This window comes from Cohnella xylanilytica (assembly GCF_014212175.1).
Classification (GTDB): domain Bacteria; phylum Bacillota; class Bacilli; order Paenibacillales; family Paenibacillaceae; genus Cohnella; species Cohnella xylanilytica.
In genome coordinates, this window is the sequence record NZ_JACJVR010000002.1 from 1 (window position 1) to 26,461 (window position 26,461).

At 62.0% G+C, this 26,461-nt stretch carries 24 protein-coding genes and 1 rRNA gene; 6 read left to right on the forward strand and 19 right to left on the reverse strand.

Annotation, left to right across the window (positions count from 1 at the left end):
• From H7B90_RS00085 to H7B90_RS00095, 3 genes are all read right to left on the reverse strand, one after another.
• Positions 1-272, reverse strand: a 16S ribosomal RNA gene (locus H7B90_RS00085); the annotation flags it as partial.
• A 351-nt stretch (positions 273-623) separates the two neighbouring features.
• The gene (gene lspA, locus H7B90_RS00090; protein WP_246578595.1) at positions 624-1,097 is read right to left on the reverse strand and encodes a signal peptidase II; all 474 of its coding nucleotides are present in this window, start codon (positions 1,095-1,097) and stop codon (positions 624-626) included.
• A 197-nt stretch (positions 1,098-1,294) separates the two neighbouring features.
• Complete coding sequence (locus tag H7B90_RS00095; RefSeq protein ID WP_185133827.1) at positions 1,295-2,158, reverse strand: helix-turn-helix transcriptional regulator; 864 nt, start codon at positions 2,156-2,158, stop codon at positions 1,295-1,297.
• A 130-nt stretch (positions 2,159-2,288) separates the two neighbouring features.
• Between H7B90_RS00095 and H7B90_RS00100 the strand changes: the two genes are divergently transcribed.
• Entirely contained in the window at positions 2,289-4,271 is a 1,983-nt protein-coding gene (locus H7B90_RS00100; RefSeq protein ID WP_260410617.1) for a glycoside hydrolase family 127 protein, read from the forward strand.
• A gap of 221 nt (positions 4,272-4,492) precedes the next feature.
• Complete coding sequence (locus tag H7B90_RS00105) at positions 4,493-6,631, forward strand: multicopper oxidase family protein (protein WP_185133829.1); 2,139 nt, start codon at positions 4,493-4,495, stop codon at positions 6,629-6,631.
• 86 nt (positions 6,632-6,717) lie between these two features.
• Here the strand turns inward: H7B90_RS00105 and H7B90_RS00110 are convergent, their stop codons facing one another.
• Positions 6,718-7,446, reverse strand: coding sequence for a YceI family protein (locus tag H7B90_RS00110; protein ID WP_185133830.1), 729 nt, complete (start codon positions 7,444-7,446; stop codon positions 6,718-6,720).
• Positions 7,447-7,631: 185 nt separating this feature from the next.
• Between H7B90_RS00110 and H7B90_RS00115 the strand changes: the two genes are divergently transcribed.
• On the forward strand, positions 7,632-8,315 hold the full coding sequence (locus H7B90_RS00115) for a response regulator transcription factor (protein ID WP_185133831.1): 684 nt from the start codon (positions 7,632-7,634) through the stop codon (positions 8,313-8,315).
• Positions 8,300-9,742 (forward strand): HAMP domain-containing sensor histidine kinase, encoded by a 1,443-nt coding sequence (locus tag H7B90_RS00120; RefSeq protein WP_185133832.1) that lies wholly within the window; start codon positions 8,300-8,302, stop codon positions 9,740-9,742. Before H7B90_RS00115 ends, H7B90_RS00120 begins: the two co-directional genes overlap by 16 nt.
• A gap of 17 nt (positions 9,743-9,759) precedes the next feature.
• Here the strand turns inward: H7B90_RS00120 and H7B90_RS00125 are convergent, their stop codons facing one another.
• The 9 genes from H7B90_RS00125 to H7B90_RS00165 form a co-directional block, all read right to left on the reverse strand.
• A complete protein-coding gene (locus H7B90_RS00125) occupies positions 9,760-10,323 on the reverse strand; it encodes a GNAT family N-acetyltransferase (RefSeq protein ID WP_185133833.1) in 564 nt (187 codons plus the stop codon).
• 74 nt (positions 10,324-10,397) lie between these two features.
• Positions 10,398-11,471 carry an ABC transporter substrate-binding protein gene (locus tag H7B90_RS00130; RefSeq protein WP_185133834.1) on the reverse strand — a complete coding sequence of 358 codons (1,074 nt, stop codon included), beginning with the start codon at positions 11,469-11,471 and terminating at the stop codon, positions 10,398-10,400.
• Positions 11,468-12,289, reverse strand: coding sequence for an ABC transporter permease (locus H7B90_RS00135; RefSeq protein WP_185133835.1), 822 nt, complete (start codon positions 12,287-12,289; stop codon positions 11,468-11,470). The genes H7B90_RS00130 and H7B90_RS00135 overlap by 4 nt, the downstream gene beginning before the upstream one ends.
• A complete protein-coding gene (locus H7B90_RS00140) occupies positions 12,286-13,092 on the reverse strand; it encodes an ABC transporter permease (RefSeq protein WP_185133836.1) in 807 nt (268 codons plus the stop codon). Before H7B90_RS00140 ends, H7B90_RS00135 begins: the two co-directional genes overlap by 4 nt.
• Positions 13,082-14,188 carry an ABC transporter ATP-binding protein gene (locus H7B90_RS00145; RefSeq protein ID WP_185133837.1) on the reverse strand — a complete coding sequence of 369 codons (1,107 nt, stop codon included), beginning with the start codon at positions 14,186-14,188 and terminating at the stop codon, positions 13,082-13,084. The genes H7B90_RS00140 and H7B90_RS00145 overlap by 11 nt, the downstream gene beginning before the upstream one ends.
• 280 nt (positions 14,189-14,468) lie before the next feature.
• Positions 14,469-14,804, reverse strand: coding sequence for a type II toxin-antitoxin system PemK/MazF family toxin (locus tag H7B90_RS00150; RefSeq protein WP_185133838.1), 336 nt, complete (start codon positions 14,802-14,804; stop codon positions 14,469-14,471).
• 117 nt (positions 14,805-14,921) lie between these two features.
• Entirely contained in the window at positions 14,922-15,527 is a 606-nt protein-coding gene (locus H7B90_RS00155) for a hypothetical protein (RefSeq protein WP_185133839.1), read from the reverse strand.
• 471 nt (positions 15,528-15,998) lie between these two features.
• Positions 15,999-16,736 carry an SDR family oxidoreductase gene (locus tag H7B90_RS00160; RefSeq protein WP_185133840.1) on the reverse strand — a complete coding sequence of 246 codons (738 nt, stop codon included), beginning with the start codon at positions 16,734-16,736 and terminating at the stop codon, positions 15,999-16,001.
• Between the two features lie 65 nt (positions 16,737-16,801).
• Complete coding sequence (locus tag H7B90_RS00165) at positions 16,802-17,065, reverse strand: Atu4866 domain-containing protein (protein WP_185133841.1); 264 nt, start codon at positions 17,063-17,065, stop codon at positions 16,802-16,804.
• A gap of 172 nt (positions 17,066-17,237) precedes the next feature.
• Here H7B90_RS00165 and H7B90_RS00170 point away from each other — a divergent pair, with 172 nt between their 5' ends.
• The gene (locus H7B90_RS00170) at positions 17,238-18,155 is read left to right on the forward strand and encodes an AraC family transcriptional regulator (protein ID WP_373315936.1); all 918 of its coding nucleotides are present in this window, start codon (positions 17,238-17,240) and stop codon (positions 18,153-18,155) included.
• 293 nt (positions 18,156-18,448) lie between these two features.
• On the opposite strand, the gene H7B90_RS00175 is transcribed toward H7B90_RS00170, so the two are convergent.
• The 6 genes from H7B90_RS00175 to H7B90_RS00200 form a co-directional block, all read right to left on the reverse strand.
• Positions 18,449-19,483: a siderophore ABC transporter substrate-binding protein gene (locus tag H7B90_RS00175; protein ID WP_185133843.1), complete on the reverse strand. Its 1,035-nt coding sequence runs from the start codon at positions 19,481-19,483 to the stop codon at positions 18,449-18,451.
• Positions 19,484-19,569: 86 nt separating this feature from the next.
• The gene (locus H7B90_RS00180) at positions 19,570-20,328 is read right to left on the reverse strand and encodes an iron ABC transporter ATP-binding protein (RefSeq protein WP_185133844.1); all 759 of its coding nucleotides are present in this window, start codon (positions 20,326-20,328) and stop codon (positions 19,570-19,572) included.
• Entirely contained in the window at positions 20,322-21,281 is a 960-nt protein-coding gene (locus H7B90_RS00185; RefSeq protein ID WP_185133845.1) for an iron chelate uptake ABC transporter family permease subunit, read from the reverse strand. Before H7B90_RS00185 ends, H7B90_RS00180 begins: the two co-directional genes overlap by 7 nt.
• Entirely contained in the window at positions 21,274-22,224 is a 951-nt protein-coding gene (locus H7B90_RS00190) for an ABC transporter permease (RefSeq protein WP_185133846.1), read from the reverse strand. Before H7B90_RS00190 ends, H7B90_RS00185 begins: the two co-directional genes overlap by 8 nt.
• Positions 22,225-22,960: 736 nt before the next feature.
• Positions 22,961-23,839, reverse strand: coding sequence for an ROK family protein (locus H7B90_RS00195; protein ID WP_185133847.1), 879 nt, complete (start codon positions 23,837-23,839; stop codon positions 22,961-22,963).
• 116 nt (positions 23,840-23,955) lie between these two features.
• Positions 23,956-24,801: a helix-turn-helix transcriptional regulator gene (locus H7B90_RS00200; RefSeq protein ID WP_185133848.1), complete on the reverse strand. Its 846-nt coding sequence runs from the start codon at positions 24,799-24,801 to the stop codon at positions 23,956-23,958.
• Between the two features lie 252 nt (positions 24,802-25,053).
• Here H7B90_RS00200 and H7B90_RS00205 point away from each other — a divergent pair, with 252 nt between their 5' ends.
• Positions 25,054-26,379, forward strand: coding sequence for an MFS transporter (locus H7B90_RS00205; protein WP_185133849.1), 1,326 nt, complete (start codon positions 25,054-25,056; stop codon positions 26,377-26,379).
• The last annotated feature ends 82 nt before the right edge of the window (positions 26,380-26,461 follow it).

The following is a 26,461-nucleotide window of genomic DNA, read 5'->3' on the forward strand; positions in this document are numbered from 1 at the left end:
TACCCCGCCAACTAGCTAATGCGCCGCAGGCCCATCCTCAAGCCACAGCTTGCGCCGTGTTTCCCAAGAAGAAGATGCCTCCTTCTTGCGTATCCGGTCTTAGCATTCGTTTCCGAATGTTATCCCGGTCTTGAGGGCAGGTTGCCTACGTGTTACTCACCCGTCCGCCGCTAACCTTCTTAGGAGCAAGCTCCCTTGAAGATCCGCTCGACTTGCATGTATTAGGCACGCCGCCAGCGTTCGTCCTGAGCCAGGATCAAACTCTCCATAAAAGGACTTTTGACGGCAGGGTTTCCGCAAGGAAATCCCGAGAGTCAAAATGTCCAACCTTTACGCGAGAGCCTTGAAGGCTCAATTCATTGCTGGTATTGCACGATTACACTCGATGTTCAGTTTTCAAGGAACAAGTTTTTGCTTCTGTCGCCGACCGTTTGTCGCGGCCGGAATTAGAATATATCATGCGGACCTAGACTGCTGCAACAGGTTTGTTTTTCCATTTTTAATCGATTTGCAGTTGAATGAAAATCCGGCGGTTGCGAAAAATAAGTTGCCGCATAAACATAGGAGCTGTCCGCAAGGACGAACGCCCTTGCGGAGCAGCCCCTTCCTTTTCCCGCCGACGGTCACTCCGCGGTTGTCACCTTGGCCTGCTTGCGGCGCGTGAAGAGCGTCGTCAGCAGCAGAACGATGACCCCGATATTCAAGGCGATATCGGCGATGTTCATGACTCCCCCGCGGCCCTTCAACTGGATGAAATCCGTCACGCCCTCGAACAGCACCCGGTCGATCGCGTTGCCGATCGCCCCGCCGACGAAGAAGCCCGTGCCGATCTCCATCCACAGCCCCTTCAGCCTTCCCTTGCTGCGAGAATAGAGGACGAACGCGACGATCAGCACCGCCACCGGCACAAACCAGCGGCCGTACCCCTGGAACGAGCTGCCCGCGGCGCCCGTGTTCTCCAGCCGAATCACGTGAATGAGCCCCGACCAGACCGAAGTCTCTTCCCCCATCGCCAGGTTCGCGCGAATCCATCCCTTGGACAGCTGGTCGATGGCGATAACGAATAAGGATATCAAATAGAAGACCAATGACGCCATGCCTCCTTGTCGATAAAAAAACGCTCGCTACCCTCGATTGTAAACCAATGGGCCTTTAATACCAAGCGCAACTTTGTCCATCGGAGGCCGATGTCCTGTCCGAGCCGCATCTGCCTGCTTCTCCGGGCTCGGCCGGGGAGCGGATGCCGCTCCTTGTGCGTGCGATTCCGGCAGTCGCTTCCTATACGATGGGCTCGTTAGTTTAGATACATTTTGCGGAAGCGCAGCGGCGAGATGCCGAAGCTTCGCTTGAAGCAGCCCGAGAAGTAAGGCGCGTGCCGGAACCCGACGTGCTCGGCGATCTGCGCGACCGACCAGGCCGTCGTGACGAGCAGCCGCTTCGCCTGTTCCAGCCGGTATTCGTGCAAGTATTCCATCGGCGACTTCCGATACCGCGCCTTCATGCAGCGAACGACGTAATTGGGGTGAAAATGGAGGGCTTCCGCCAACGTCTCGTTCGTCAAGTCCGACCGGTAATGCTGCTTGATGTACGCTTCCGTCCGTTCCGCCAGCCGCACCGGAGGCGGCGCCAGCTCGCCCTTCTCCCCGTGCTCCAGCAGCTCCAGCAGCTCGAGGAGCAGGCCCTGCTCCTTCCAATAAGCGTCGGAGCGGCTTCGCGAGGACAGGCCGACGAGCCGGCGGAGCAGGTCGGCCGCGGCGGCCGGATCGGCCAGCGCGGATCGCTTCGGAATGCCGACGGAGTACGGATTCGCGAACGGCTGCTCCGCGGCGGGCTGCGGAATATGCCCCGATTCGGGCTCCTCCCCGTAAAGTCCGGCATGGTCGAAGTGAACCCAATAGAACGAAGTCTTCCGGTCGCACGGCTTCGTCGCATAATGCTCTCCCTCCGGCAGGAGCAGCAGCGTCTCTCCTTCGCCGAGCGCCCATTCCCGGCCGTTCTCCCCGATGTACAGCTCCCCCTTGACGACGATCAGCAGATCGAAGAAGCCGAGGCTCTTGCGGTTCGGGTGCTGCTCGCCCGGCTCGTACTCCGTGAAGCCGGAGCCCAGATAGTACGGCAGCGGCGGCGCCTTCAGCATCACGATCGGTTCCGCGCTCATCTCCGTCCCTCCCCGCTGTGTGATATTTTATAAAAAAGGAGTTCATTTTCGACATATTCAGTCCGTCATCAAAAGGATATACTCGTTGCTGTGAGGAGTCAATTTCTGATGTTTTGGGAGGAGAATGCCCATGATCACGCCAACGAACGGCCTCCGCGTTCCCGAGGTTCGCATTCGCGACGACTTCTGGAACGATTATTCGGAGCTGGTGAGACAGACGGTCATTCCGTATCAATGGGAAGCGCTTAACGACCGCGTGGAAGGGGCGGAGCCGAGCTTCGCCATCCGGAACTTCCGGATCGCGGCCGGCTTGCAGGAAGGCGAATTCGGCGGCATGGTGTTCCAGGACAGCGACCTGGCCAAGTGGCTGGAGGCGGTCGGCTACTCGCTGGCGAACCATCCCGACCCGGAGCTCGAGAAGATCGCGGACGACGCCATCGACCTGATCGGCCAAGCCCAACGCGAGAACGGATACCTGAACACGTACTTCACGATCAAGGAGCCGGGCAAGGAATGGACGAACCTTCACGACGCCCACGAGCTCTATTGCGCCGGCCATATGATGGAAGCCGCCGTCGCTTATTACAACGGAACGGGCAAGCGGAAGCTGCTCGACATCATGTGCCGGTTCGCGGACCATATCGACGAGACGTTCGGCACGGAGCCGGGCAAGCTGCGGGGCTACTGCGGCCACCAGGAGATCGAGCTGGCTCTGGTGAAGCTGTACGAGGCGACGGGGAACGAAAAGTACCTGAAGCTCAGCCAATACTTCATCGACGAGCGCGGACGCAAGCCGAGCTACTTCGTGGAGGAGTGGGAACGGCGCGGAAGGACGAGCCATTGGGTGCAAGGCACGGTTCCTTCGCCGAATCTCGAGTATAACCAGAGCCATCTTCCCGTGCGGGAGCAATCCGTGGCGGTCGGCCATTCCGTACGCGCGGTGTATATGTACACGGCGATGGCGGACCTGGCGCGCCTGACCGGGGACGCGGAGCTTCGCGCGGCGTGCGAGCGGCTGTGGAACAACGTGACCCGCAAGCAGATGTACATCACCGGAGGCATCGGTTCGACGCATCACGGGGAAGCGTTCTCGTTCGACTACGACCTGCCGAACGATACGGTCTACGCGGAGACTTGCGCTTCGATCGGACTTATCTTCTTCGCGCGGCGGATGCTTCAGCTCGAAGCGAAGAGCGAGTACGCGGACGTCCTGGAGAGGGCGCTGTACAACAACGTGCTCGGCAGCATGTCCAAGGACGGCAAGCACTTTTTCTACGTCAATCCGCTTGAAGTGTGGCCGGAAGCGAGCGCGAAGAACCCGGGCAAGCATCACGTCAAGGCCGTGCGCCAGAAGTGGTTCGGCTGCTCCTGCTGCCCGCCCAACGTCGCCCGTCTGCTCAGCTCGCTGAACGAATATATTTATGGCGTCTCTCCGGACGAGAACCGGATCTACGCGCATCTGTTCATCGGCAGCGAAGCGACGTTCGAGCTGGGGAGCGGCAAGGTATCGCTGGAGCAGCAGTCCGCCCTGCCATGGGACGGCCGCGTCCGCTTTAAGGTGTCGCTGCCGGGCGGAGGCGCGGGCGGCGCGAAGTTCGCGCTGGCGCTGCGCGTGCCGGCCTGGTTCCAGAGCGGGCGGCCGGAGCTGCGCGTGAACGGGCAGGCGGTCGAGTACCGCGTCGAGAACGGCTACGCGCTGGCGGAGCGGACGTGGGCGGACGGCGACGAAGCCGATTGGCTGCTGCCGCTGGAGACGAAGCTGATCGCGGCGCATCCGCAGATTCGCGCCGACGCCGGCCGGGTCGCCATCCAGCGCGGGCCGCTCGTGTATTGCCTGGAAGAAGCGGACAACGGCGCGCCTCTCGCCTCGCTCGCGGTGTCCGCGGACGCGAAGCCGGCCGAGCGCTTCGACGCCGATCTGCTCGGCGGCTGCGTCGTCGTCGAGCTGGACGGCGTCGCGACGGACGGCGCGGCCTGGTCCGACGAGGACCAGCCGTACGCGCCGTACCGCCCTCTCGCCAAGCCGAAGCCGCTTAAGGCGGTGCCCTACTACCTGTGGGGCAACCGCGAGGCCGGCGAGATGAGCGTCTGGATCCGCACGTCTCAAGCATAAGCCTCGCTTATGATTAGAGCCGCCGCGCCCTTGCGATCGGGCGCGGCGGCTCTCTTCGTTGCAAGCCCCTCCCCTCCCGAGCCCCGCCCCCGCCATCCTCGACCTAAGGCCAGTTCGCCCCCCCGACAACAGGCTGGCACCGGTTGCGTCCGTTGCCCGATCTCTCCGATCGTCAAAACCATTACAATAAGCTCGACACTCGATAAGGAGAGATCTCCTCCATGTACGGATTACTCGTAAGCATAGAAATGGCCAGCCTGCTCATCCTCGCCCTGCTCGGCTGGATGGCGGGCAATCTGGCCTACAAGCTGGCGCACGCCCCCTCCGGCGACCGGCTTCGCCGGCAAGGGCGCCGGCTGATCGTCTGGACCGTCGCGACGACGCTCGCCGCCGCGGCCGCGACGGGAAGCGTCGTCGCCATGGCCGTCGCCTTCGACCGGCTGTTCTGGCTCGGCCGCGTGCTCCTGCAGGCGCCTCTGGCCGCCGTCCCGCTCCTGTTCGTCTGGCTCGTCTCGGTACCGAAGCTGCGGCGGATGCTCCGGGATCCCGGCCTCCAGGACGCCGCGGCCCCGATCGCTCCGGCCTTTCGCCGCGCGGCCGCCGAACCCGGGCTCGCCACGGCGTATCGCGCCTCCGCCCTGGGAGCGCTGACCGCCTTCTACTACGTGCTGAACGCCCCCGTTCCGTTCGACCTCGCGGAGGCGACGATTCCGCTTCTCGTCTACGCCGCGGCGATGGCCGCCATCTGGTTCGGCCACTACCTCCGCGGCGAACGCGCCGGCCGGGCCGCCCACGCCCCCGGCGCGTTCCCGAGGCCGCCGCTGTGGAAGCGCGGGCTGCGCGGCCTCGCCATTGCGGCGGCCGTAGTCGCAGCCGCGGCGGTTCCTTTGACGATCGGAGCGAGCACAAGCCCGCTTCCGGATCGAATCGACATGACGGCCGGCCCGATGGACGACGGGAAGGGCAACGTCGCCGCCGCCCATGACCATGGCTCCGGCCATGCGGCCCACCTCGCCGCGACGGCCGACGCCGCGCCGGCTCCAGTGTCCGTGGCCGACTTGACCGGCCCCGACTCCGAGCCGGACCGCCGGTTCACGCTGACCGCGCAGAAGAAGACCGTCCGGCTCGCCTCGGGCCAGACGATCGAAGCGTGGACGTACGACGGCCAAATTCCCGGGCCCGAGCTGCGCGTCAAGGAAGGCGAAGTCGTAGAGGTGACGCTCGTCAACAAGGACATCGATGCGGGCTCCACCATCCACTGGCACGGGCTCGACGTCCCTAACGCGGAAGACGGGGTCGCCGGCGTCACCCAGAACGCGGTGATGCCCGGAGAGCGGCACACGTACCGATTCAAGGCGGAGCAGGTCGGCACGTTCTGGTACCACACCCACCAGGACTCCTTGGAGGGGGTGTCCAAGGGCCTGTTCGGCTCCCTCGTCGTCGAACCGGCCCATCCCGATCCCGACCGCGCCCGCGAGAAGGACATCACGGTGATGACTCACCTGTGGGACGACGCGGGCATCGCGATCGGGGCTTCCGACGGCGTGGACCGCGTGCGAATCGCTCCCGGAACGCCGGTCCGGCTGCGCCTGATCAACACCGACAACTGGATCCGGCAGACGTACCGGCTCGTCGGATCGGACTTCCAGGTGGCCGCCATCGACGGGACCGACTTGAACGAGCCGGGCGATCTGGCCGGCGGAACGAAGCTTGTCCTGACGACGGGCGGACGGTACGACGTCACATTCGTCATGCCGGACCGGCCGGTGTTCCTCGGCATCGGCTTCGCGGCCGGCAGCCGGCTCGGCATCCTGATGAGCCCGGACGGCAGCGGCGACATCCCGGACGCCCCGAGCGGCGGCTCCGAATTCGACCCGCTGCATTACGGCAAGCCGGCTAAGACCCCGTTCGGTCCGGACAGCGCCTTCGACCGCGAGTTCACGATGGTGCTGGACAACAAGCTCGGCTTCTACGACGGCAAGTTCGAGATGCTGTATACGCTCAACGGCGAAGTGTTCCCGAATACGCCCGCCTTCATGGTCCGCGAAGGCGACCTCGTCAAGACGACGATCGTGAACCGGGGCATGGTCGACCATCCGATGCATCTGCACGGCCATCACGTCCTCGTGCTCTCGCGCAACGGGGAGCCGGCCGACGGTTCCCCCTGGTGGTCGGATACGCTCGACGTCCTGCCGGGCGACACCTACGAGATCGCGTTCCGGGCCGACAATCCGGGCGTCTGGATGGACCACTGCCATAATCTGACGCACGCCGTGGTCGGCATGACGATGCATCTCATGTACGAAGGAGTGACGACGCCGTACGAGGCGGGCCGCTCCACCGGGAACCATCCCGAATGACCCTTCCCCCCGCCCCAGAAAAACAACGAGAGACCCGAGCGCCATCGCGCGCCGGGTCTTCTCTATTTTCACGCCAAGTTCCGCTCTTACTTCGTCAATACCAGCTCCAGCCGAACGCCGATGTCGTTCTCGGTGTCCAGCACGACGTTGTGCGGGTTCTTCATCCCGAAGTCGGCGAACGTAACCGTCGTCGTCCCCGACAGGAGAAGCTGGCCGTCCTGATACGCCGATCGGCTGGCGAACTCGACTTCCTTCTCGATGCCGCGCACGGTCAGAGCGCCCGCGATCTTGAAATCGTACGTTTGACCTTCCGTCCACTCCTGCGGCAATCCTTCGATCGACGAGGCCTTGAAGGCCGCCTGCGGAAACTCCGCGACGTTGAAGAACTCCTCTCCCTTGACGTGCCCGTCGCGCTGGCCGTTGCCCGAATCGACGGACGCCATCTCGATCCGCCCTTCCGCCTGCATCTTCGAAGGATCGTCCACGTCCACGGTCCAGCTGCCGCTGACCGCCTCGTCCACGAAGTTGACCGTCTCCCGCGACGTCGTCACCGAGAAATACACCTTCGAGGAATCCGCGATGCTCCAATTCCCGTTGAGCTGCTCTCCGGCGACCGACTCTCCGGCCGCTTCCGGGGATGCGGACGGCGATCCCCCCGATGCCGCCGGAGAAGCGGTCGCCGCCGCGGCCGGAAGCACTTCCTCGATGTCGATGTTGTTGCCGAGGTAGCTGTCCGAGAACGCGAACGCCCCGGTGACCGCGACGGCGACGACGGCCGCTCCGGCAATGAGCCAAATCTTCGTTTTCCTCTTCACAATCGATTCCTCCCATTCTCTCTATCGGATAGATAGACACGGGTCCAAGATATCAAAGGAATGTGTCGGGCGAATGTCGGGCGCAAAAAGACTTGGGAAATGTTCCGGAAGGGTTGCGGACCGGCGGCTCTTGTGCAAAAGTAGCTATAAAAGGAGACCGGATCGAGAGAATGGGAGGGTGCGTCGTGAAGCCGATCCTTATCGTGGAAGACGAAGAGGCGATCGCCCGGGTGCTGGCCGCTTACCTTCGCAAGAGCGGCTTCGCCCCGGAGAGGGCGGCCGACGGCAACGAGGCGATGCGGATGTTCGATTCGCGCGACTTCTCGCTCGTGCTGCTCGACGTCATGCTCCCGGGCATGGACGGGTGGGAGCTGCTCCGGCGAATCCGGGAGAAAAGCGCCTGCCCCGTCATCATGCTGACCGCCCGCGACGGGCTGCTGGATCGGCTCGGCGGGTTGAACGGAGGCGCCGACGATTACATGACGAAGCCGTTCGTCCCGGAGGAGGTCGTCGCGCGCGTGAACGCCGTTCTGCGCAGGCGGCCGCATTGGACGGACGGGGAGAGCAAGCGCATCTTCGGCAACCTGGTCGTCGACCTGGCCTCGCGAAGCGTGTACCTGAACGCCGCCGAGGTCGACCTGAATCCTCGGGAGTTGTCCCTTCTGCTTTTCCTATCCGAATACCCGAACCGGATCTTCACGCGGGAGCAACTGATCGAGCAGGTATGGGGCATGGACTACGAGGGAAGCGACCGGGCGGTGGACCTGGCGGTCAAAAGGCTGCGCCAATCGCTGTCGCATTGGTCCGCCGAAGCTGGCGAGATCCGCACTCTAAGGGGAACGGGGTATCAGCTGTGGATCGGAGAATGAAGCGGAAGAAGATGACGTCCATCCTGTCTTACTGGACGCGCCGATATATTCTGATTCTCGTTGTCGGGATGACGCTCATCACCCTGTTCGCCGTGTACTGGATTCGCGAGACGGCCTCCGACAACCGGCAGAAGACGGCCGGGCTGCTCGGACAGGAGATCGCCGACCGGGTGGAAGTGGGGCAGGACGGGAAGCTGAGCGTCCCCTACACGATGAACAAGCTGCTGGACAGCCGAATGGGCTACTTCAACTTCAAAGGGGAATTCTGTCTGATCATCACCGATAAAGACGGAGACTTGGTCTTTTCTAGACCCCCTATCAAGGAAGAGCAACTGCATCAATGGCTGACCAAGGATCTGAAGTCCAGGGACCCGGCGAAGAAGGTTATCGGCATCCCGATCGGGGACGAAGGCGGGCGGACGTACGGCCAGGTATCGCTGCTCCTGTCCAAGAGGTCGCTGGCCGCCAGCCCCAACGAGTTGGCTCTCGCCTGCGTCCTGCTGGTCGCCCTGATCCTGTGCGGCTGGCTCACGATCTACCTGCTGTCGCGGAAGCTGTCGCTGCCGATTCGCCGCGTCGCCGAGAGCGCGCGCCGCATCCGCGAAGGCCATTACGACGTGAATCTGGAAGTGGACACGAAGGAGAGGGAGATCGACGAGCTCGTCGTGTCGTTCAAGGACATGGCCAGCCGGCTGAAGCAGCTCGAGGAATGGCGGGCGCTGTCTCTGGCCGGCGTGACGCACGAGCTGAAGACGCCCGTCACCTCGATCAAGGGACTCGTCATGGCGGTGCGCGACGACGTCGTGGGGCCGGAGGAGGCGAAGGAGTTCCTCGACATTGCCCTGCGGGAATCGGGACGGCTCGAACGCATGGTTGCCGATCTGCTGGACTACAACGCCTTGTCCGCCGGCAGCGTCGAGGTGCGCCGGGACCGGCTCGACCTGGGAGCGCTCGTGTCCGAGATCGCCTACCAGTGGGAGCTGACGTCGAAGAACGAGGGAGCCGTTCTCTCCGTGTCGACGGACTTCCCCGAAGCCCCCGTCCAGGCGGCCGGAGACGCGCTCCGCATCCAGCAGATCGTCGTCAATCTGCTGAACAACGCGCTTCAGGCGGCCGATCCGGGCCGCCCGACGGTTATCGCGATTCGGCTGCGCGCGAAGGAGAACCGCGCCTCGATCGAGATCGCGGATAACGGAACCGGCATCGCCGCGGAGGATCGGCCTCACATCTTCGAGCGGTTCTACCGGGGAGAGAGCAAGAAGCTGCGAACGCGCGGCCTCGGCCTCGGCTTGACGTACAGCCAGCTGCTTGCGAGGGCGCAAGGCGGAGAGCTGAGGCTGCTGGAGAGCTCGCCGGAAGGCTCGGCGTTCGAGCTGGAGCTGCCCGCCGCCCCGCCCGCGGAACGATCGGAGCGGACTTCCGCCTAACGTTCGCGGCAAGAAGCTTATTCCGGATCGGAGCGGCCTCTCGCAGTGCGGAAGACGAGCGAATGGAACGAGGTGATATGCCGGAACAGCTCCCGGCCGTCCGCGGGGAGCGGCTTCTTCGGATCGAACGTCAAGTACAGGGCGCGGTACGGCTCCGGCACCCAGATGTATTGGTGCACGTAAGGCGTCGCGGTGAAGCCGCAGCCCTCCCAGAACCGGATCCGCTTCTCGTTCTCCGGCTCCGGCCCGGCTTCGGCTTCGAGAATGAGCCCGTCCAGCCCCATCGTGCGGGCCTCCCCCTCGATCTCCCGAACGAGCCTCGTTCCCCGGCCGCGTCCCCGCTCCTCCGCGCGAACCGCTATGTAGTCGATCAATAGCGCGTTCGCCTTGGGGAGCTTCCCGGTCAGCGCCATCGCGACGACTTCCCCGTCCTCCAGCTCTACATGAAGATAGCCGACTCCCTTGGCGAACGTATTCTCCAGGACTCGCAGCGGCTTCCCGTTCGGGAACGCCTCCCGGTACAGGACCAGCGCCGCGGGCCAATACCGGTCGTCCAACCGGTCCAACGTAATGAATTCCATCGCGCGAAGCTCCTCCCTTGGTCGCGAATGACAGAACCGCGCCCTCTCTCGTAGAGTGCGCGGTTCCTCCTTGTTTATTTGCTGTGCATCTTGAACTCGAGGAACAGCTCGTTGTAATGCGCGAGCATCTTTTTCCCCAGGTTGTCGTACACCTCCAGCTTCTCGGTCAGCTCCGCCGGCGGGTAAAACCTCTCGTCCCCCGAGATATCCTCCGGCAGCAGCTTCAACGCTTCGCGGTTCGGCGTCGAGTAGCCGACGTACTCCGCGTTCTTGGCCGCGTTCTCCGGATCGAGCATGAAGTTGATGAACTGATGCGCCGCCTTCAGGTTCTTGGCCGTCTTCGGGACGACCATGTTGTCGAACCACAGGTTCGACCCTTCCTTCGGCACGACGTAGTCCAGCTTCTCGTTCTCGCTCAGAATCTCCGAAGCGTCGCCCGACCAGACGAGGCCGACCGCCGCTTCTTCGTTCGCGAGCAGCATCTTGATCTCGTCCCCGACGAGCGCCTTGACGTTCGGCGTCAGCTTGTTCAGCTTTTTCAAAGCCTCCTGCAGATGCTCCTCGTTCGTATCGTTCAGCGAATAGCCGAGGCTGTTCAGCCCCATGCCGACGACTTCGCGGGCGCCGTCCACGAGCAGGATCTGGTTGCGCAGATCGGGCGACCACAGGTCCTCCCAGCTCTCGAACGTCTTGCCGTTCACGAGCTCGGGGTTGAACACGACGCCGACCGTTCCCCAGAAGTAAGGAACGGAGTAGACGTTGCCCGGATCGAACGACAGGTCCATGAAGTGGGGATCGATGTTCTTCAGGTTCGGAATCTGCTCCTTGTCGATGGGGAGGAGCAGGTTTTCTTCTCTCATTTTGCTAATGGCATAATCGGACGGAACGGCGACGTCGAACGTCGTGCCGCCTTGGGCGACCTTCGTCAGCATCGCTTCGTTGGAATCGAACGTCTGGTAGATGACCTTGACGCCCGTCTCCTTCTCGAACTTCCCGATCAGGTCGGGGTCGATGTAGTCGCCCCAGTTGTACACGGTCAGCGTGTTGCCGCCGGAATACCCCTGCTCCGAGTTCAGGTACGAGGTCAAGTACATAAGCGCGAAGCCCGCGATCAGCACCGACGCGAACAGGCGAACGATCTGCTTCATGGCCGGGCCCCCGCTTCCGTGATCTTGCCGCTTCGGCGATTGATCAGGTAATAGCCGATGACGAGCAGGATGGTGAACAGAAACAGCAGCGTCGACAGCGCGTTAATGGACAGCGACACCCCTTGGCGCGCCCGCGAGTAGATCTCGACGGACAGCGTGGAGAAGCCGTTGCCGGTCACGAAGAACGTGACGGCGAAGTCGTCCAGCGAATAGGTCAGCGCCATGAAGAAGCCCGCGAAGATGCCCGGCTTGATGAACGGCAGCACGACCTTGGACAGCACCTGCCAGCCGCTCGCCCCCAGGTCCCGCGCGGCGTCGATCAAGGTCGCGTTCATCTCCTGCAGCTTCGGCAGCACCATGAGGACGACGATCGGCACGCTGAACGCGATATGCGACACGAGCACGGAGCCGAAGCCGAGCTTCAGCCCGATCATCGTGAACAGGATGAGGAACGAAGCGCCGATGACGACGTCCGGGTTGACGATAAGCACGTTGTTGAGGGACAGCAGCGCGTTCTTCGCCTGCAGCCTGCGAACCTTGTGAATGGCCAGCGCGCCGACGACGCCGAGCGCCGTCGAGATCGCCGAAGAGAACAGCGCGATGACGAACGTGTTCAGCACGATAATGAGCAGCCGCGTGTCGGAGAACACTTCCCCGTACCATTCGAGCGTGAACCCGTCATAACCGTGCATCGTTCCCCCGGCGTTGAACGAGTAATACACGAGATACAGAATGGGGGCGTACAGAATGACGAACACCGCGATCAGATACAGGTTCGCCCACGACCATCCGCCCCGGCCCTTGGCCCGTGCGTTCATCCTCTCGCCCCCCTTCTGCGGCGTCCGGTGACGGCCATGATGACCGCCATCACGATGACGAGGAACACGGCGATCGTCGCGCCCATGCCCCAATCCTGCGTCACCAGGAAGTGCTGCTCGATCGCGGTGCCGAGCGTGATGACCCGGTTGCCGGCGATCAGCCGCGTAATCATAAAGAGCGACAGCGCCGGGATGAAGACGGCCTGGCAGCCGGACTTCACCCCGTCGATCGTCAGCGGGAACACGACGCGGCGGAACGTCGTCCACGGGGACGCGCCGAGGTCGCGGGCCGCCTGGATGAGCGTCGGGTTCAGCTCCTCGAGCGAGTTGAAGATCGGCAGCAGCATAAACGGTATGAAAATATACACCGACACGAACACGAAGCTGAAGTCGGTGAACAGAATTTGCTGCCGGCCGAGGCCGACCGATTCGAGGAACGCGTTCGCGAAGCCGTACGTGCCGAACAGGCCGATGAACGCGTACGCCTTGAGCAGCAGGTTGACCCAGCTCGGCAGAATGATAAGGAGCAGCCACAGCTGCTTATGCTTCGCCTTCGTCAGCAGATACGCCGTCGGATACGCGACGAGCAGCGAGAACAGCGTGATGAGCAGCGCGTACCAGAACGAGCTGAGCGTCATGCGCATGTATACCGGCGTGAAGAAATGCGCGTAGTTCGACAGCGACCAGTTCCCCTCGATGTCCCGGAACGAATAATAGACGATCAGGACGATCGGAGCGACGACGAACAGCGCGATCCAGGCGGCGTACGGAATCAGATAGAGGTTGCGGGAATTAGTCTTCATCGCCCACCTCGGTGAATTCCTCGATCCGCTTGTCGAAGTCCTCCTCGGACTCGCCGAAGCGCATAATGTGGATTGCCTCCGGCTCGAAGTCGAGGCCGATCTCGTCGCCTACCTTCGCCTTCCGCGTGGAGTGGACGAGCCAGCGGTTGCCGTCTTCGTCGCTGCCGACGATCTCGTAGTGGACGCCGCGGAACAGGAGCGAGTCGACGCGAATCTTCAGCTTGCCCTCTCCCGGAGCGGTAATCTCCAGATCCTCCGGCCGGATGACGATCTCCACGTTCTCGCCCGGGTGGAAGCCTCCGTCCACGCACTCGAATTCGCGCCCCGCGAACTCGACGAGGTAGTCGCGGACCATGACGGCGGGCAGTATGTTCGATTCCCCGATGAAGTCGGCCACGAACCGGTTGATCGGCTCGTCGTAGATGTCCGTCGGCGTTCCGCTCTGCTCGATGCGGCCCTGGTTCAGGACGAAGATCTCGTCGGACATCGCCAGCGCCTCTTCCTGATCGTGGGTGACGAAAATAAACGTAATGCCGAGGCGTCGCTGAAGCTCGCGCAGCTCGACCTGCATCTCCGTGCGCAGCTTCAGGTCCAGCGCGGAGAGGGGCTCGTCCAGCAGCAGCACCTCCGGCTCGTTGACGATCGCCCGGGCGATGGCGACGCGCTGCCGCTGACCGCCCGACATCTCGCGGATCTCCCGGTTCTCGTAGCCGGTCAGGTTGACGAACCGGAGCGCCTCCTTCACCTTCGCGTCGATGGCCGCCTGCTTCATCTTCTTGATGCGCAGGCCGAACGCCACGTTCTCGTACACGTTCAGATGGGGGAAGAGGGCATAGTCCTGGAACACGGTGTTGACCTGCCGCTTGTTCGCCGGCACGTCGTTGATTCTTCGGCCGCTGAGATAGATGTCTCCTTGCGTCGGCTGGATGAAGCCCGCGATCAGCCTCAGGATGGTCGTCTTGCCGCAGCCCGAGGGACCGAGCAGCGTGTAGAACTTGCCGTGCTCGATCTCGAAGCTGACGTCGCTTAGAACGGCGTCGTCTCCGTCGTACTGCAGCGTTACCTTGTCGAAGCGGATAATGGTCGAATCCGTCATCTTGGCCTCCATTCCCGTCGGAATTCGCGCCTGGCTTCCGCCGGCCGCTTGAACCCCGCCGCATCCTTCTCTATCGTCGGACGATCCCTTTGTCACGGTCTCAAAACGTAGAAGTCGGTTTTAGTTTAAACAGGGCATCGCCTTTTTTCAACAATAGAATAGGAAATTGGCCTCACCCGGTCGCATGATAACGCTTCACGAGGAGATTCGCAAGGAAGACGGCCAAAAATCCCCTCACCCGCGGGCGGGAAGGGGATTCGGATGAGGTCGGAAAGCGGGGTTAGGCAAGAATGGAGCGAACATTACGGAGAATACTCGCCATTGTATCGGAATCGAACGGCAGGCTGCCCGCAATCTTAATCTTCCTAGTCCTGACATCCAAACTCTTAAACTGATCGGTCAGTACGACGCCCGTAAAAGGCAGCCCCTCCGGCAAGGCTACTTCGAAGGCGTAATCCTTCGCTTGATTCATAATCGGACACACGACCGCAAATCCCGTCAATTCGTTAAAATTCGCTTCGGACAGGACAATGGCGGGCCGACGGCCGGCTTGCTCCCGTCCAGCTTGCGGGTCGAAATCCAGCCAGATGAGATCGCCGCGAGAGGGTACGCTCAAATGAGTTCATCTCCTTCGATACCCACATCGACCTCCTCATGTCTCGGCGAGTCCGGCTCGATTCTCGAGAGAAGCTTCCGCAAGTGCGCCCGCAGCTCTTCATTCGAATCCGAAGGACTACGTTGGACGCTTCATCCACGCCCGGCCGAAGTTGGCGATCTCCGGCGAGACCCGGAACGCTCCCGCCTGATCGAGCTCCGGGAATTCGACGGACTCTCGGTTGGTCACGTTCAGGAGATACGAGCCGTCCTTATCCGTCAGTCTAAGAGAGAACGGATCGATGTCGCTCTGCGGACCGTTCGTGTAGTCGGCGGTTCCTTGGATCTGAAGCAAGGGGCCGACGATCGACAGAAGAAGCGGATCCGTCAGCTTGACCGACTCTCCGTCCGCGATAATCTCGATGGAGGTCCATTCGCGCGTCTCGCCGAAGGGAGCGATCTTCGGATACTCCTTCTTCCAAGCGTCCAGACCGTACTCTTGTGCGCGTTCGATTCGTTCATATCGCTCGACGGATTCGCGCAGCGTTCGGTTCTCCTCCTGCAGCTCCTTGAGCAGCTGGACCATCTCTTCCTTGGCGGCCGCGGAAGGAGACGCGGCCGTGACGGAGGCCTCTGCCGATTCGGCCTCGCCCGCTCGTTCCCCTCCGCCTCCTCCGTCGCACCCCGTCAACGCGATCCACAGAACCGCCGAGCAGCCTAACGCGAGCCAGCTCCCTTTTCTCACCGGACATCGCCCTTATATTGGTTATTTGCCGTATGATGCCAAATTCTTCTATTATGAAGAGACGTAAGAGATTATCCTCTGGTTTAAATCTATTTCTGCCCCTTCCGCAAACCGCGGTCCTCGCTTGGCACCAGCCATCCTTCTAACGGACGCCACAGACGTTATCTCGCCAAAAACAGCCATTTGCGACACGCAACGGACACCACGGCCCTTAATGTCTCGACAGACGTCCGGAATAAGCGTTTTCTCCGAAAATAAGCGCATCTATGTCCGTTAAATCTCAAAAAAGGCGAATTCGGCTTCCATAATGGCCGTGGTGTCCGTTACGCTTTCCCGTTATGGATAATGCCTGTCGATACTCTTCTCTTGATTCGAAGGACTCGCGTCTCTTGGTGCAGGCGCACAAAAGACCGCCGAGAAGCTCTCGGCAGCCTATTCGCTTCTTCGCCTGGCAACAGGCTCGGCCCAAGCTTAGACCGCGCTGGCGGTCGGTCTGACGATGATCTCGTTCACGTCCACTTCCGGCGGCTGCTCGATGGCGAACAGAATCGCTTGCGCGATCGACGAGGCGGGGATCGAGATTCTTCTGTATTCCTTCATGAACTGCCTAGCCCCCTCGTCGGTAATGCTGTCGGCCAGCTCCGACTCCGTGACTCCCGGCGAGACCTGGGTGACGCGGATGTCGCTTCCGACCTCCTTGCGCAGCCCGTCCGAGATGGCGCGAACGGCGTACTTGGTCGCGCAGTAGACGGTCGCGGACGGCGTGACCGAGTAGGCGCCTATGGAAGCGATATTGACGAAGTGGCCATAGCCCTGCTTCTTCATGACGGGCAATCCCGCGGCGATGCCATAGAGCACGCCCCGGACGTTGACGTCGATCATCCGGTCCCATTCCTCCACCTTCAGCGACTCCAACGGGGACAGCGGCATGATGCCCGCGTTGTTGAGAAGGACGTCGATCCGGCCGAACCGGTCGCATGCCGTCCGGACGAACGCCTCCATCTGCTCCCGCTTCGTGACGTCGAGCTTCTGGCAGATCGCCGTTCCTCCGTCCGCGGCGATCTCCGCGGCCAGCTTCTCCAGCCGGTCCTCGCGCCGCGCCCCCAGCACGACCTGGGCCCCGCGGCTGGCCAGCAGCCGCGCCGCCGCTTCTCCGATCCCGCTGCTCGCTCCCGTTATCGCCACGACTTTTCCTTGAATGGCAGACATAACGTTATCTCCTCCTCCAGATATCCGGTTCGGTTCGCTCCGCTCTCCCGAGCGGGGCGAGCTCCCTATTCTTCCCGGTACAAAACCATTCCCGCGTGATATAGAATCCCGTCCCGAAAGTCGCCGTCCGCCGTAAAACCGGTGTCGTCGATATATTCGATGTGGTCGCCCACCAGGTAGTAACGGCCTTGATAGGCGCTCTTGCGATTGCCGCGAGCTTCGTCGTATCGTCCGTTCGGCAGCAGCTCGTGACGGATATAGCCGTCCTTGGTCACCCACATTCCGACGTACGGATGCGGCTTGCGATCGTCTTGGCCGGTTGCATTCATCTCGCCCACTCCTCATTCCCTTGTCTGTTCCTGCCTGCATCCTCATTATGCCGAACACCGATGCCGACCAGGTAGCCGGATCCGCCACGATTATTGCCTAATCCTGCAATATCGATTACGATGAGATGGTGTCGACGTTCAATTGACAAAGCGAGAAGGGGGATGCATCGTGATCGCGGACGAGGAAGACAAGAAGCTGCAAAACGAGCTGGTCGCCTTGATCGAGAAGCACTCCGGAGAAGACGGAACGCATTCGACGCCGATCCCCGATCTGCAGCTGATTCGGGCGTCCAAGCCGTCCGAGCCGATCCACTCCGTGCATGAACCCGCTCTCTGCCTCGTGGCTCAAGGCACCAAGCTGGTCCTGTTGGCTCAGGAAAACTATCTGTACGACCCCTCCAGCTATTTGGTCGTGTCCCTTCAATTGCCCGTGACGGGCCAAGTGATCGAAGCCTCGCCGGAACGGCCTTATCTATGCCTGAGGCTGAACGTCGACCCGGGCCGCATCTTCGATCTGGTCAGCCGCAGCGATCCTCCGATCGTCAAACCGTCCGGTTCCCGGAGGGCCCTATACGTCAACCGCGTCGACCGGGAGCTGCTGGAAGCCGTCGTCCGGCTCGCGCGCCTTCTGGACCGGCCGCGGGACATTCCCGTTCTGGCGCCTCTCTTCACGCAGGAGATTCTGTTCCGAATTCTCCAGGCGGAGCAGGGCCAATCCCTCGCGCAGTTCGCCAGGATCGGAAGCCACGCCGAACGGATCGCGAAGGCGGTTCGCCTCATCGAACGCGATTACGATAAGCCGCTCTCGATCGCCGAGTTGGCCGCCGCCGTCCATATGAGCCCGTCGTCCCTCCACCACAGGTTCAAGGAGATTACCGCGATGAGCCCGCTTCAGTATCAGAAGCAGGTCCGCTTGCAGACGGCTCGACGGCTTCTGTTGTCGGAGGCGGCCGAAGCCGCGGACGCCGGCTTCCGGGTCGGGTACGAGAGCCCCACCCAGTTCAGCCGGGAGTATGCCCGGATGTTCGGGTTGCCCCCGATTCGGGACGCCAAGCGCCTACGCGAATCGCTGGGGCTCGCGGCCGATTGAGGGATCATTCCGCACTGAACGACAAAAAAAGCGGTCGCCCGTTCGGCGAACCGCTTTTTTCGATTCGTACTCGTGTATGAAAAATCGTATAAAATACGCCATAAGAAGGTACTCACCGTTAGGTTTGTATGAAAAACCATACAAATTCTTCCTTATGACGGTGCGATGCTTGCGTTTTATGTGAAAAATCATACAGACTTCATTTGTTTGCGATGATTTCGACGATTTTATACGAAATATCGCACTCGTTAAACCGCCTGCAATTGTCGTTTTTTTGATTTCCCTTGCTTCGATCAGTTAAAAGCCGCGGAGACTTCCTTCACCATCTCCGACAGGGAGACCAGCCCGCCGCCGGACAGGTACCAGTAGTTCGGATCGAGGTACACGATGTGCCCGTCCTTGAAGGCGTTCGTCTTCTTGACGAGATCGTTCTCGATGACGGCCTTCGCCGGCTGCGACTCTCCGCCTTCGCTGGCGACGACGGCGCCGCGGTCGACGACGAACAGATAGTCCGGGTTCTTCTCCGCGACGTATTCGAACGAGACGCTCTGGCCGTGGGTCGACACTTCGATCTTGTCGTCCGCCGGCTTCACGCCGAAGACGTCGTGGATGAGGCCGAAGCGGGAGCCCGGGCCGTATGCGCTGATCTTGCCTTCGTTCGTCAGCACGATCAACCCGGTCTTGCCGTTCGCGGCGGCCTTGTCGTGCAACGCCCGGATCTCGCCTTCGATGGCGGCGAGCTCGCCCGTCACTTCCTTCTCCTTGCCGAAAATCTGGCCGACCGTCGTCAAGTTCGCCTTGAACGAATCCATGTACTTCGTCGTATCCAGCGCCAGGTTGATCGTCGGGGCGATCTTCTTGAACTCCTCGTACGAGGACGCCTGGCGGCCCGAGATGACGATCAGATCCGGCTTGATCTCGGCGATCTTCTCGAAGTCCGGCTCCATCAGCCCGCCCACGTTGACGTATTTGGCATCTTCGTATTTCTTGAGATAGGAAGGCAGATTCTGCTGCGGAACGCCGGTCACTTCGACGCCCAGCTTGTCGAGCGTATCGAGCGTGCCGAAGTCGAACACGACGACCTTGGCGGGATTCGTCTTGACGGCCGTCTCTCCGGAAGCGTGCTTAACGTTGATCTCGGCCGGAGTCGCAGATTCGCTGGCCGCAGGCGATTCGCCGGCGGAAGCGGACGCGCTTGCCGACGCGGAAGCCGAAGGGCTCGCTGACGGGGACGAAGAAGCCCCGGAGTTCTTCTCGTTATTGGAGCCGCACGCGGCCATGACCAGGACGAACAGACCTACCAGAAGCACGGATAATGCCTTTTTCATTTCTCCACCTCTACGAAAAAAGTTTTATAAAATCGCGTCGCCAGCTCCCGCGGACAGGCGCGGGTTCGGCGGCGAATTTACCGATGTTACGCGTAATACAGGCAAATCTTGTTGCCGTTCAGAACGCGAATGTCCATCTCCATGTCGTAGACCTCCCGAAGCACCTCGGGATCGATGATCTCCTCCGTCGGGCCCTGCCGGACGACCCGGCCGCCCTTGAGCGCCACGATAAAGTCCGAGTAGCAAGACGCGAAGTTGATGTCGTGGATGACGATGACGACGGTCTTGCCCAGCTCGTCGGCCAGCCGGCGAAGCGTCTTCATGATCTGGACCGAATGCTTCATGTCCAGGTTGTTAAGCGGTTCGTCCAGCAGGACGTACTCGGTGTTCTGGGCGATGACCATGGCGATGTACGCCCGCTGGTTCTGCCCTCCGCTCAGCTCGTCGAGATGCTTGTGCTGAAGGTCCTCGAGATCCATATAGCGGATCGCCTCGTCGACGAAGGCCTGGTCCTCCTTGGTCAGCCGCCCCTGCGAATACGGGAAGCGGCCGAACGAGACGAGCTCCCGGACGGTGAGACGCAGGTTGACGTGGTTCGATTGCTTCAGAATGGAGATTTTCTTGGCCAGCTCGTTGCTTTTCCACTCCCCGATCTCCTTGCCTTCGATCCGAACCTCTCCTTCATCCTTGGCGATCAGCCGGCTGACGATGGAGAGGAGAGTGCTCTTCCCCGCCCCGTTGGGCCCGATGAACGAAGTGATCTTCCCCTTCGCGAGCCGGACGGACGCGCGATCGACGACCTTGCGGCCTCCGTAGCTCTTGGATACGTCTCTGACCTCTACCACGATCGGTTCTCCTTTAGCAGCAAATATAGAAAGTACAAGCCGCCGGCGAAGTTGATGATGACGCTGATCGGCGTCGAGAAGACGAAGACCCGCTCCGCGAGCAGCTGTCCTCCGACCAGCGCCACGACGGCGATCAGAATGGACCCCGCGATCAGGTAACGATGCCGGTACGTCCGGAAAAACGCGTGCGCCACGTTGACGACGAGCAGCCCGAGGAAGGTGATCGGCCCGACCAGCGCCGTCGAGACGGAGACGAGAACGGACACGACGACGAGCAGGCGGCGGACGATGCGTTCGTAATCGACGCCGAGGTTGACCGCGTGATCCCGGCCGAGCGACAGGACGTCGAGATACTTGGCGTACCTCAGGAAGTAAGCCGTCGTAAGCAGCAGAGCGGCGGCGGAGATCGCGACGATTTTCGTATTGACGTTGTTGAAGCTCGCGAACATCTTGCCCTGCAGAATGAGGAACTCGTTCGGGTCGATGAGCACTTCCATGAAGGTGGAGAAGCTCTGGAACATCGTGCCGATGACGAGGCCGATCAGCAGCAGGAAGTACAAGTTCTGACGGTCCTTGCGGAAGACGAACCGGTACAGCACGGCCGAGAACAGAATCATCAGGACGGCGGACAGCAGGAAGTTGTAGCTGCCGTTCTTGACGAGGATCGACCCGGACCCGACGAAGTAGATAATGGCGGTCTGCAAAAGCATATAAAGAGAGTCGAGCCCGAGAATGCTCGGCGTCAGAATCCGGTTGTTCGAGATCGTCTGGAACACCGTCGTCGAGAACGCGATGGCGCATCCCGTCATGACGAGGGCCGCGATCTTGAGCGACCTTCTGGGGATCGCGTAGTCCCAATTGCCGACGTGCAGGAACAGGAACAGCGCGATGAGCGCGAGCGACAGGGCGACGAGGACGACGATTTTCCAATTGAGGTTCGCGCGGTTAGCCATACGTCCTTCTCCTTACGAGCAAGTACAGGAAGAGCGCGCTGCCGATGACGCCCACCGTCAGGCTGATCGGAATCTCGTACGGGTAGATGACCAGCCTCCCGACGATGTCGCAGGCGAGCACGAACGCGGCGCCCAGCAGCGCCGTGTGCGACAGGGTGCGCTTCAGGTTGTCCCCGAGATAAAGGCTGACGATATTCGGGATGACGAGGCCGAGGAACGGAATCGTGCCGACCGTCAGAATCGTCGCCGAGCTGGAGAGCGCCACGACGACAAGGCCGAGATTGACGACCTTGCGGTAGGACAGCCCCAGGTTGACGGAGAACTCTTCGCCCATTCCGGCGACGGTGAACTTGTTCGCGTACAGGTAAGCGACGACCATGAGCGGGACGCTGACGTACATGAGCTCGTAGCGGCCTTTGAGCACGCCCGAGAAGTCGCCTTGGAGCCAGGACGACATGTTCTGGACGAGATCGTACTTGTACGCGATGAAGGTCGCGACCGAGCTGATGACGTTGCCGACCATGAGACCGACGAGCGGGATGAAGATCGCGTCCTTGAACGGGATGCGGTCCAGGATCTTCATGAACAGCAGCGTGCCCGCCAGCGCGAACGCGAAGGCGACGGCCATCTTGACGAGCGGCGCCGCGGACGTGAACAGCAGCATGGAGACGAGAATGCCGACCTTGGCGGAATCCATCGTGCCGGCCGTCGTCGGCGACACGAACTTGTTGCGCGTCAGCTGCTGCATGATGAGACCGCAGACGCTCATGCTCGCTCCGGCGATCACGATGCTGAGGAGCCGGGGGATCCGGCTGATCCACAGAACCTGCCGCTCGTCGTCGGGCAGGTTGAACAAGTGAAGCGGCGACACGCTGCTGACGCCGACGAACAGCGAGATTAACGATAACAGGACGAGAGCGGCGATCAGGTAACTTCTTCTCATGGCTATCGGTTCGCTTTCTATAGACTCGGGTCGTTCGGGATTGGCCGTTTTTTCGCTACGGCCGAGATTCGTTGGATTCGAGATTCGATGATTTGGCGATTCGACGGACGGAGAGGATGGATTCGAACGATCCGATAACTTCGCGCTCCATGGGATTGGGTTCGACAGCTTCGCGTTTCCATGGGATTGGGCTTGATGGCTTCGCGAGTTAGCGGACTCGGCCGTTCGATCGAATTCCAAATTGTCCTAATCAATTCCAAACAAATCCTCTCATTGATAATCATTATCAACGATTCGGCTTTTATGATTATAACTCAATGATAATGATTGTCAATATCAATTAGGGCGGGTTATGGGATGACTTGCGCTCTCCGAGCCTTTGCGGTGCAAGGCGATTTCATCATTTCGTCGATTTTGTGGCCGCAGTTAGAGGCTGGGAATTACGGAGAACGGAAGGGCTGGTAGGGCGGATAATGTGTATGGCGGTTGATGTGCGTGGCGGTTGATGTGCGTGGCGGTTGATGTGTGGGGCTGTTGATGTGTGTGACGGTTGATGTGTGTGACGGTTGATGTGTGCGGCGGTTGATGGTGGGTGGCGGTTGATCGGGGGCTCGGAAGTTAGGGTCTTAGACTTACGGAGCTGCGAAGGGGTTACCGGGCTTCCAACGCGCCCCATAGCAAAATAAAAACGGCCCCCCGCTGTCGCGGGAGACCGTGGCGTAAAAAAGAGGCCCTATCACTGGCTGCGCAGAGCCTTCAGGCCGAGCGCGAGCGAGCCGCACAGGCCGGCGTTGTCGCCGAGGCCCGGCGGGACGATGTAGTCGTCGATGCCTTCGAGGACGGCCGACGCGCGGACGTAGCCGTTCAGGTTGCGGCGCACTTCCTCGCGGATGAGCGGGAACAGCTGCTTCTGATGCATGACGCCGCCGCCCAGAATGACCTTTTTCGGCGACAGCATCAGAATCGTCCCGGCGACCGCTTGCCCGATGTAGAAGGCTTCCATCGCCCAAGCCGGATGATCCTCGGGCAGCTCGCTGCCCTTGACCTTCCATCTGCCCTCGAGGGCCGGGCCGGCCGCGATGCCTTCGAGGCAGTCGCCGTGGTACGGGCAGAAGCCTTCGTACGTGTCGTCCGGGTGCCGCCTCGTCAGAATGTGGCCGCCCTCCGGATGCACGAGGCCGTGCACCAGCTTGCCTTCGGCGTACACGCCGACGCCTACTCCGGTTCCGATCGTATAATAAACGCAGCTATCCAAGCCTTTGGCCGCTCCCCAAGTCGCTTCCCCGAAGGCGGCGGCGTTCACGTCCGTATCCCAGCCGAACGGAACGTCGAACGCGCTCTTCAGCGTCGGCAGGAACGGGTAGTTCGTCCAGCCCGGCTTCGGCGTCGTCGTGACGTATCCGTATTCGGGGCTCGCCGGATCGATATTGATCGGTCCGAAGGAACCGACCCCGATCGCCTCGACCTGCTTGTCCTTAAAATAAGCGATGACCTTCTCCAGCGTCTTCTCCGGCTGTTCCGTCGGGAAGCTGACGCGGTCTTCGATGATTCCTTGTTCGTTGCCGTATCCGCAGACGATCTTCGTTCCGCCCGCTTCGATGGCGCCAATCCGCATGGTTCATCCTCCTGCTCCAATAAGTTCACCGCTACCTATTGTAATCCCAAAAGCGAAATAAAGTAAGGCCGTCCCGACCCTTCGCGACGAAGAGCCCTTCGATCCATTAGCGCCGCTCATCCGCCCGCGAGCAGCCTCCGAATCTTCGCCGCCGTGTCGTGTTCCTCCAGAGGCAGGTTAATCGTCACGGTCAGGTCCGGAGCGTCGAACGGTTGAAAAGAAAGGTGTCCGAACGCCAAAGGACCCCCGACCGGATGATACAGCAGCTTGCTGCCCTCCTTGGCTTCCTTCACGTCATGGCGGGGCCACCATTCCCGGAACTCGGGGCTCGCTACCCCGAGCTCTTCGACGAACTCCTTCCACCAAGGATCGCCGGCGAGCTTGGCGTAATTGGCCCGGAATTGCGCCAGCCTGCGGTGCGCCTGAGCCTCCCAGCCGTCTCGGAGCAGCTCCCGGACGTACGGGGAGGTGAACGTCCGCCAGACGGTGTTGCGCTCTCTCGCGGTCATCCGCTCGTAATCGCCGTAGACGACGCAGGCGGGCCGGTTCCAGCCGACCACGTTCAGGCGAAGATCGTAGACGACGGCGGGCATGTCCTCCTGTCGCTCGAGGAACAGGCGCAGCGTCTCGCTCGCGACGCCTTCGCCCCCGAGAGCATCCGCGGGCAGCTGCCGCAGCGCCAGCAGATACAGATGCTTGCGCTCCCCGGCGTCCAGCCGGAGCGCGCGGGACAGGCTCTCCAGCACTTGAGCGGACACCTGGATCGGACGGGCCTGCTCCATCCACGTGTACCAGTCCACGCTCATCCCCGACAGCTGGGCCACTTCCGAGCGCCGGAGCCCCGGCGTCCGCCTCCGTCCTCCGTCCGCGAAGCCGGCTTCTTCCGGCGAGATCCGCGCCCTTCGCGAACGAAGGAATTCGGCCAGCTCCTTCAGCCGGTCGCTCTCCGATTGTTCCGACACCGGGCCGCACTCTCCTCTCGATCGAATAACTAGGAGTTATCCTCCTAGGATAAACCCTCATCTCGCTTGCCCATCGATGCCATCATACACTATTGCCCGTGGAAGCCGCCACGTCTTCCCGAATAGATCCGACCCGGAAAGGAGTCCTCATCGCCTATGTCCCCCAACCTTAATTCCGCCCCTCATTCTGACGCCAAAACCATTCCATCCCCCTCCGCCTCCTCCCGCGTCCGAAGCCGGAGCCGATTCTGGATGCTCGCCGGCCTCTGCCTCGGCTACTTCATGGTCCTTCTCGACACGACGGTCGTCTCGGTCGCGCTGCCGGCCATCCGCTCCGACCTGGGAGGCGGGCTGGCCGGCCTGCAATGGGTGGCGAACGCGTATACGATCGTCTTCGCCGGATTGCTGCTCACGATGGGCGCCCTGTCCGACCGCCTCGGAGCGAAGCGGATCTACGCGGCCGGACTGGCCGCGTTCGTCGCCGCGTCCGCGCTGTCGGCAGCGGCGCCCTCGCTCGGCGCGCTGATCGCCCTCCGCGCGCTGCTCGGCCTCGGCGGCGCGGCGCTGCTGCCCGCGTCGCTCGCCCTCGTCGCGAACGAGTACCCCGACCCGGCCCGGCGCACCCGCGCCCTCGGCATCTGGGCCGCCGTCACCGGCGTCGCGCTCGCCTCGGGCCCCGTCGCCGGCGGGGTGCTCGTCGACGCGTTCGGCTGGCGCAGCATCTTCCTGCTTAACGTGCCCCTGGGCCTCGCCAGCCTGGCCGCGACGGTTCGGCTCGCCGCCGAGACTCCCCGGCAGAGGAGCCGCGGCTTCGACCCCGCCGGCCAGCTCGCGGCCATCGCGGCGATCGCCGGCCTCTCCTACGCGCTGATGGAAGGCGAGAGCTACGGCTGGGGATCCGCCCCGGTTCTAGGCGCGCTGGCTATCGCCATAGCCGCGGCCGCCGCCTTCGTCGTCATCGAAGCGAGAGGCAGAAGCCCTCTGCTCCCCCTGTCGCTCTTCCGCCATCCGACGGTATCGGCCGGCATGCTCGCCGGCATGGCGATCAACGTCGGGTTCGCCGGCATCTTGTTCCTGCTGCCTCTCTACTTCCAGCAGACGCTCGGCTGGTCCGCCGGCTCGAGCGGTCTCGCCCTGCTTCCGCTGACGCTGCCGATGGCGGTAGGCCCGATTCTGACCGGTCGCCTCGCGAGCCGGATCGGTCCCCGCATCCCGCTCACGGTCGGCTTCGTCCTCGTCTCCGCGGGCACTCTCGTGCAAGCCTGGATCGGGGCGGATACTCCTTATGCCGTCCCCGCCGCAGGGCTCCTGCTGACGGGCATCGGCATCCCGTTTATCATTCCGCCGCTTACGGCGGCGGTTCTCTCCTCGGCTCCGAAGGAGCTGACGGGAGCCGCCTCGGGCGCCCTCAACTCCAGCCGCCAAGTCGGCTCGGCGCTCGGCGTCGCGATCCCCGGAGCGATTATCGCCGCCAGCGGCTCGTTCCTCTCCGGCCTCCATCTCGCGCTGCTGGCCGCCTTCTTCGTCCTGCTCGCCGGAGGAGTGCTCTCGTACGCCTATATCGGACGGCGTCCGTAATCGCGCGAGCCTGCGGCCGAGAACCAAAAAAAGATCCTCCGCCGGGGCGCTTCCGCCCGGCGAAGGACCTTTTCTTTTCTAT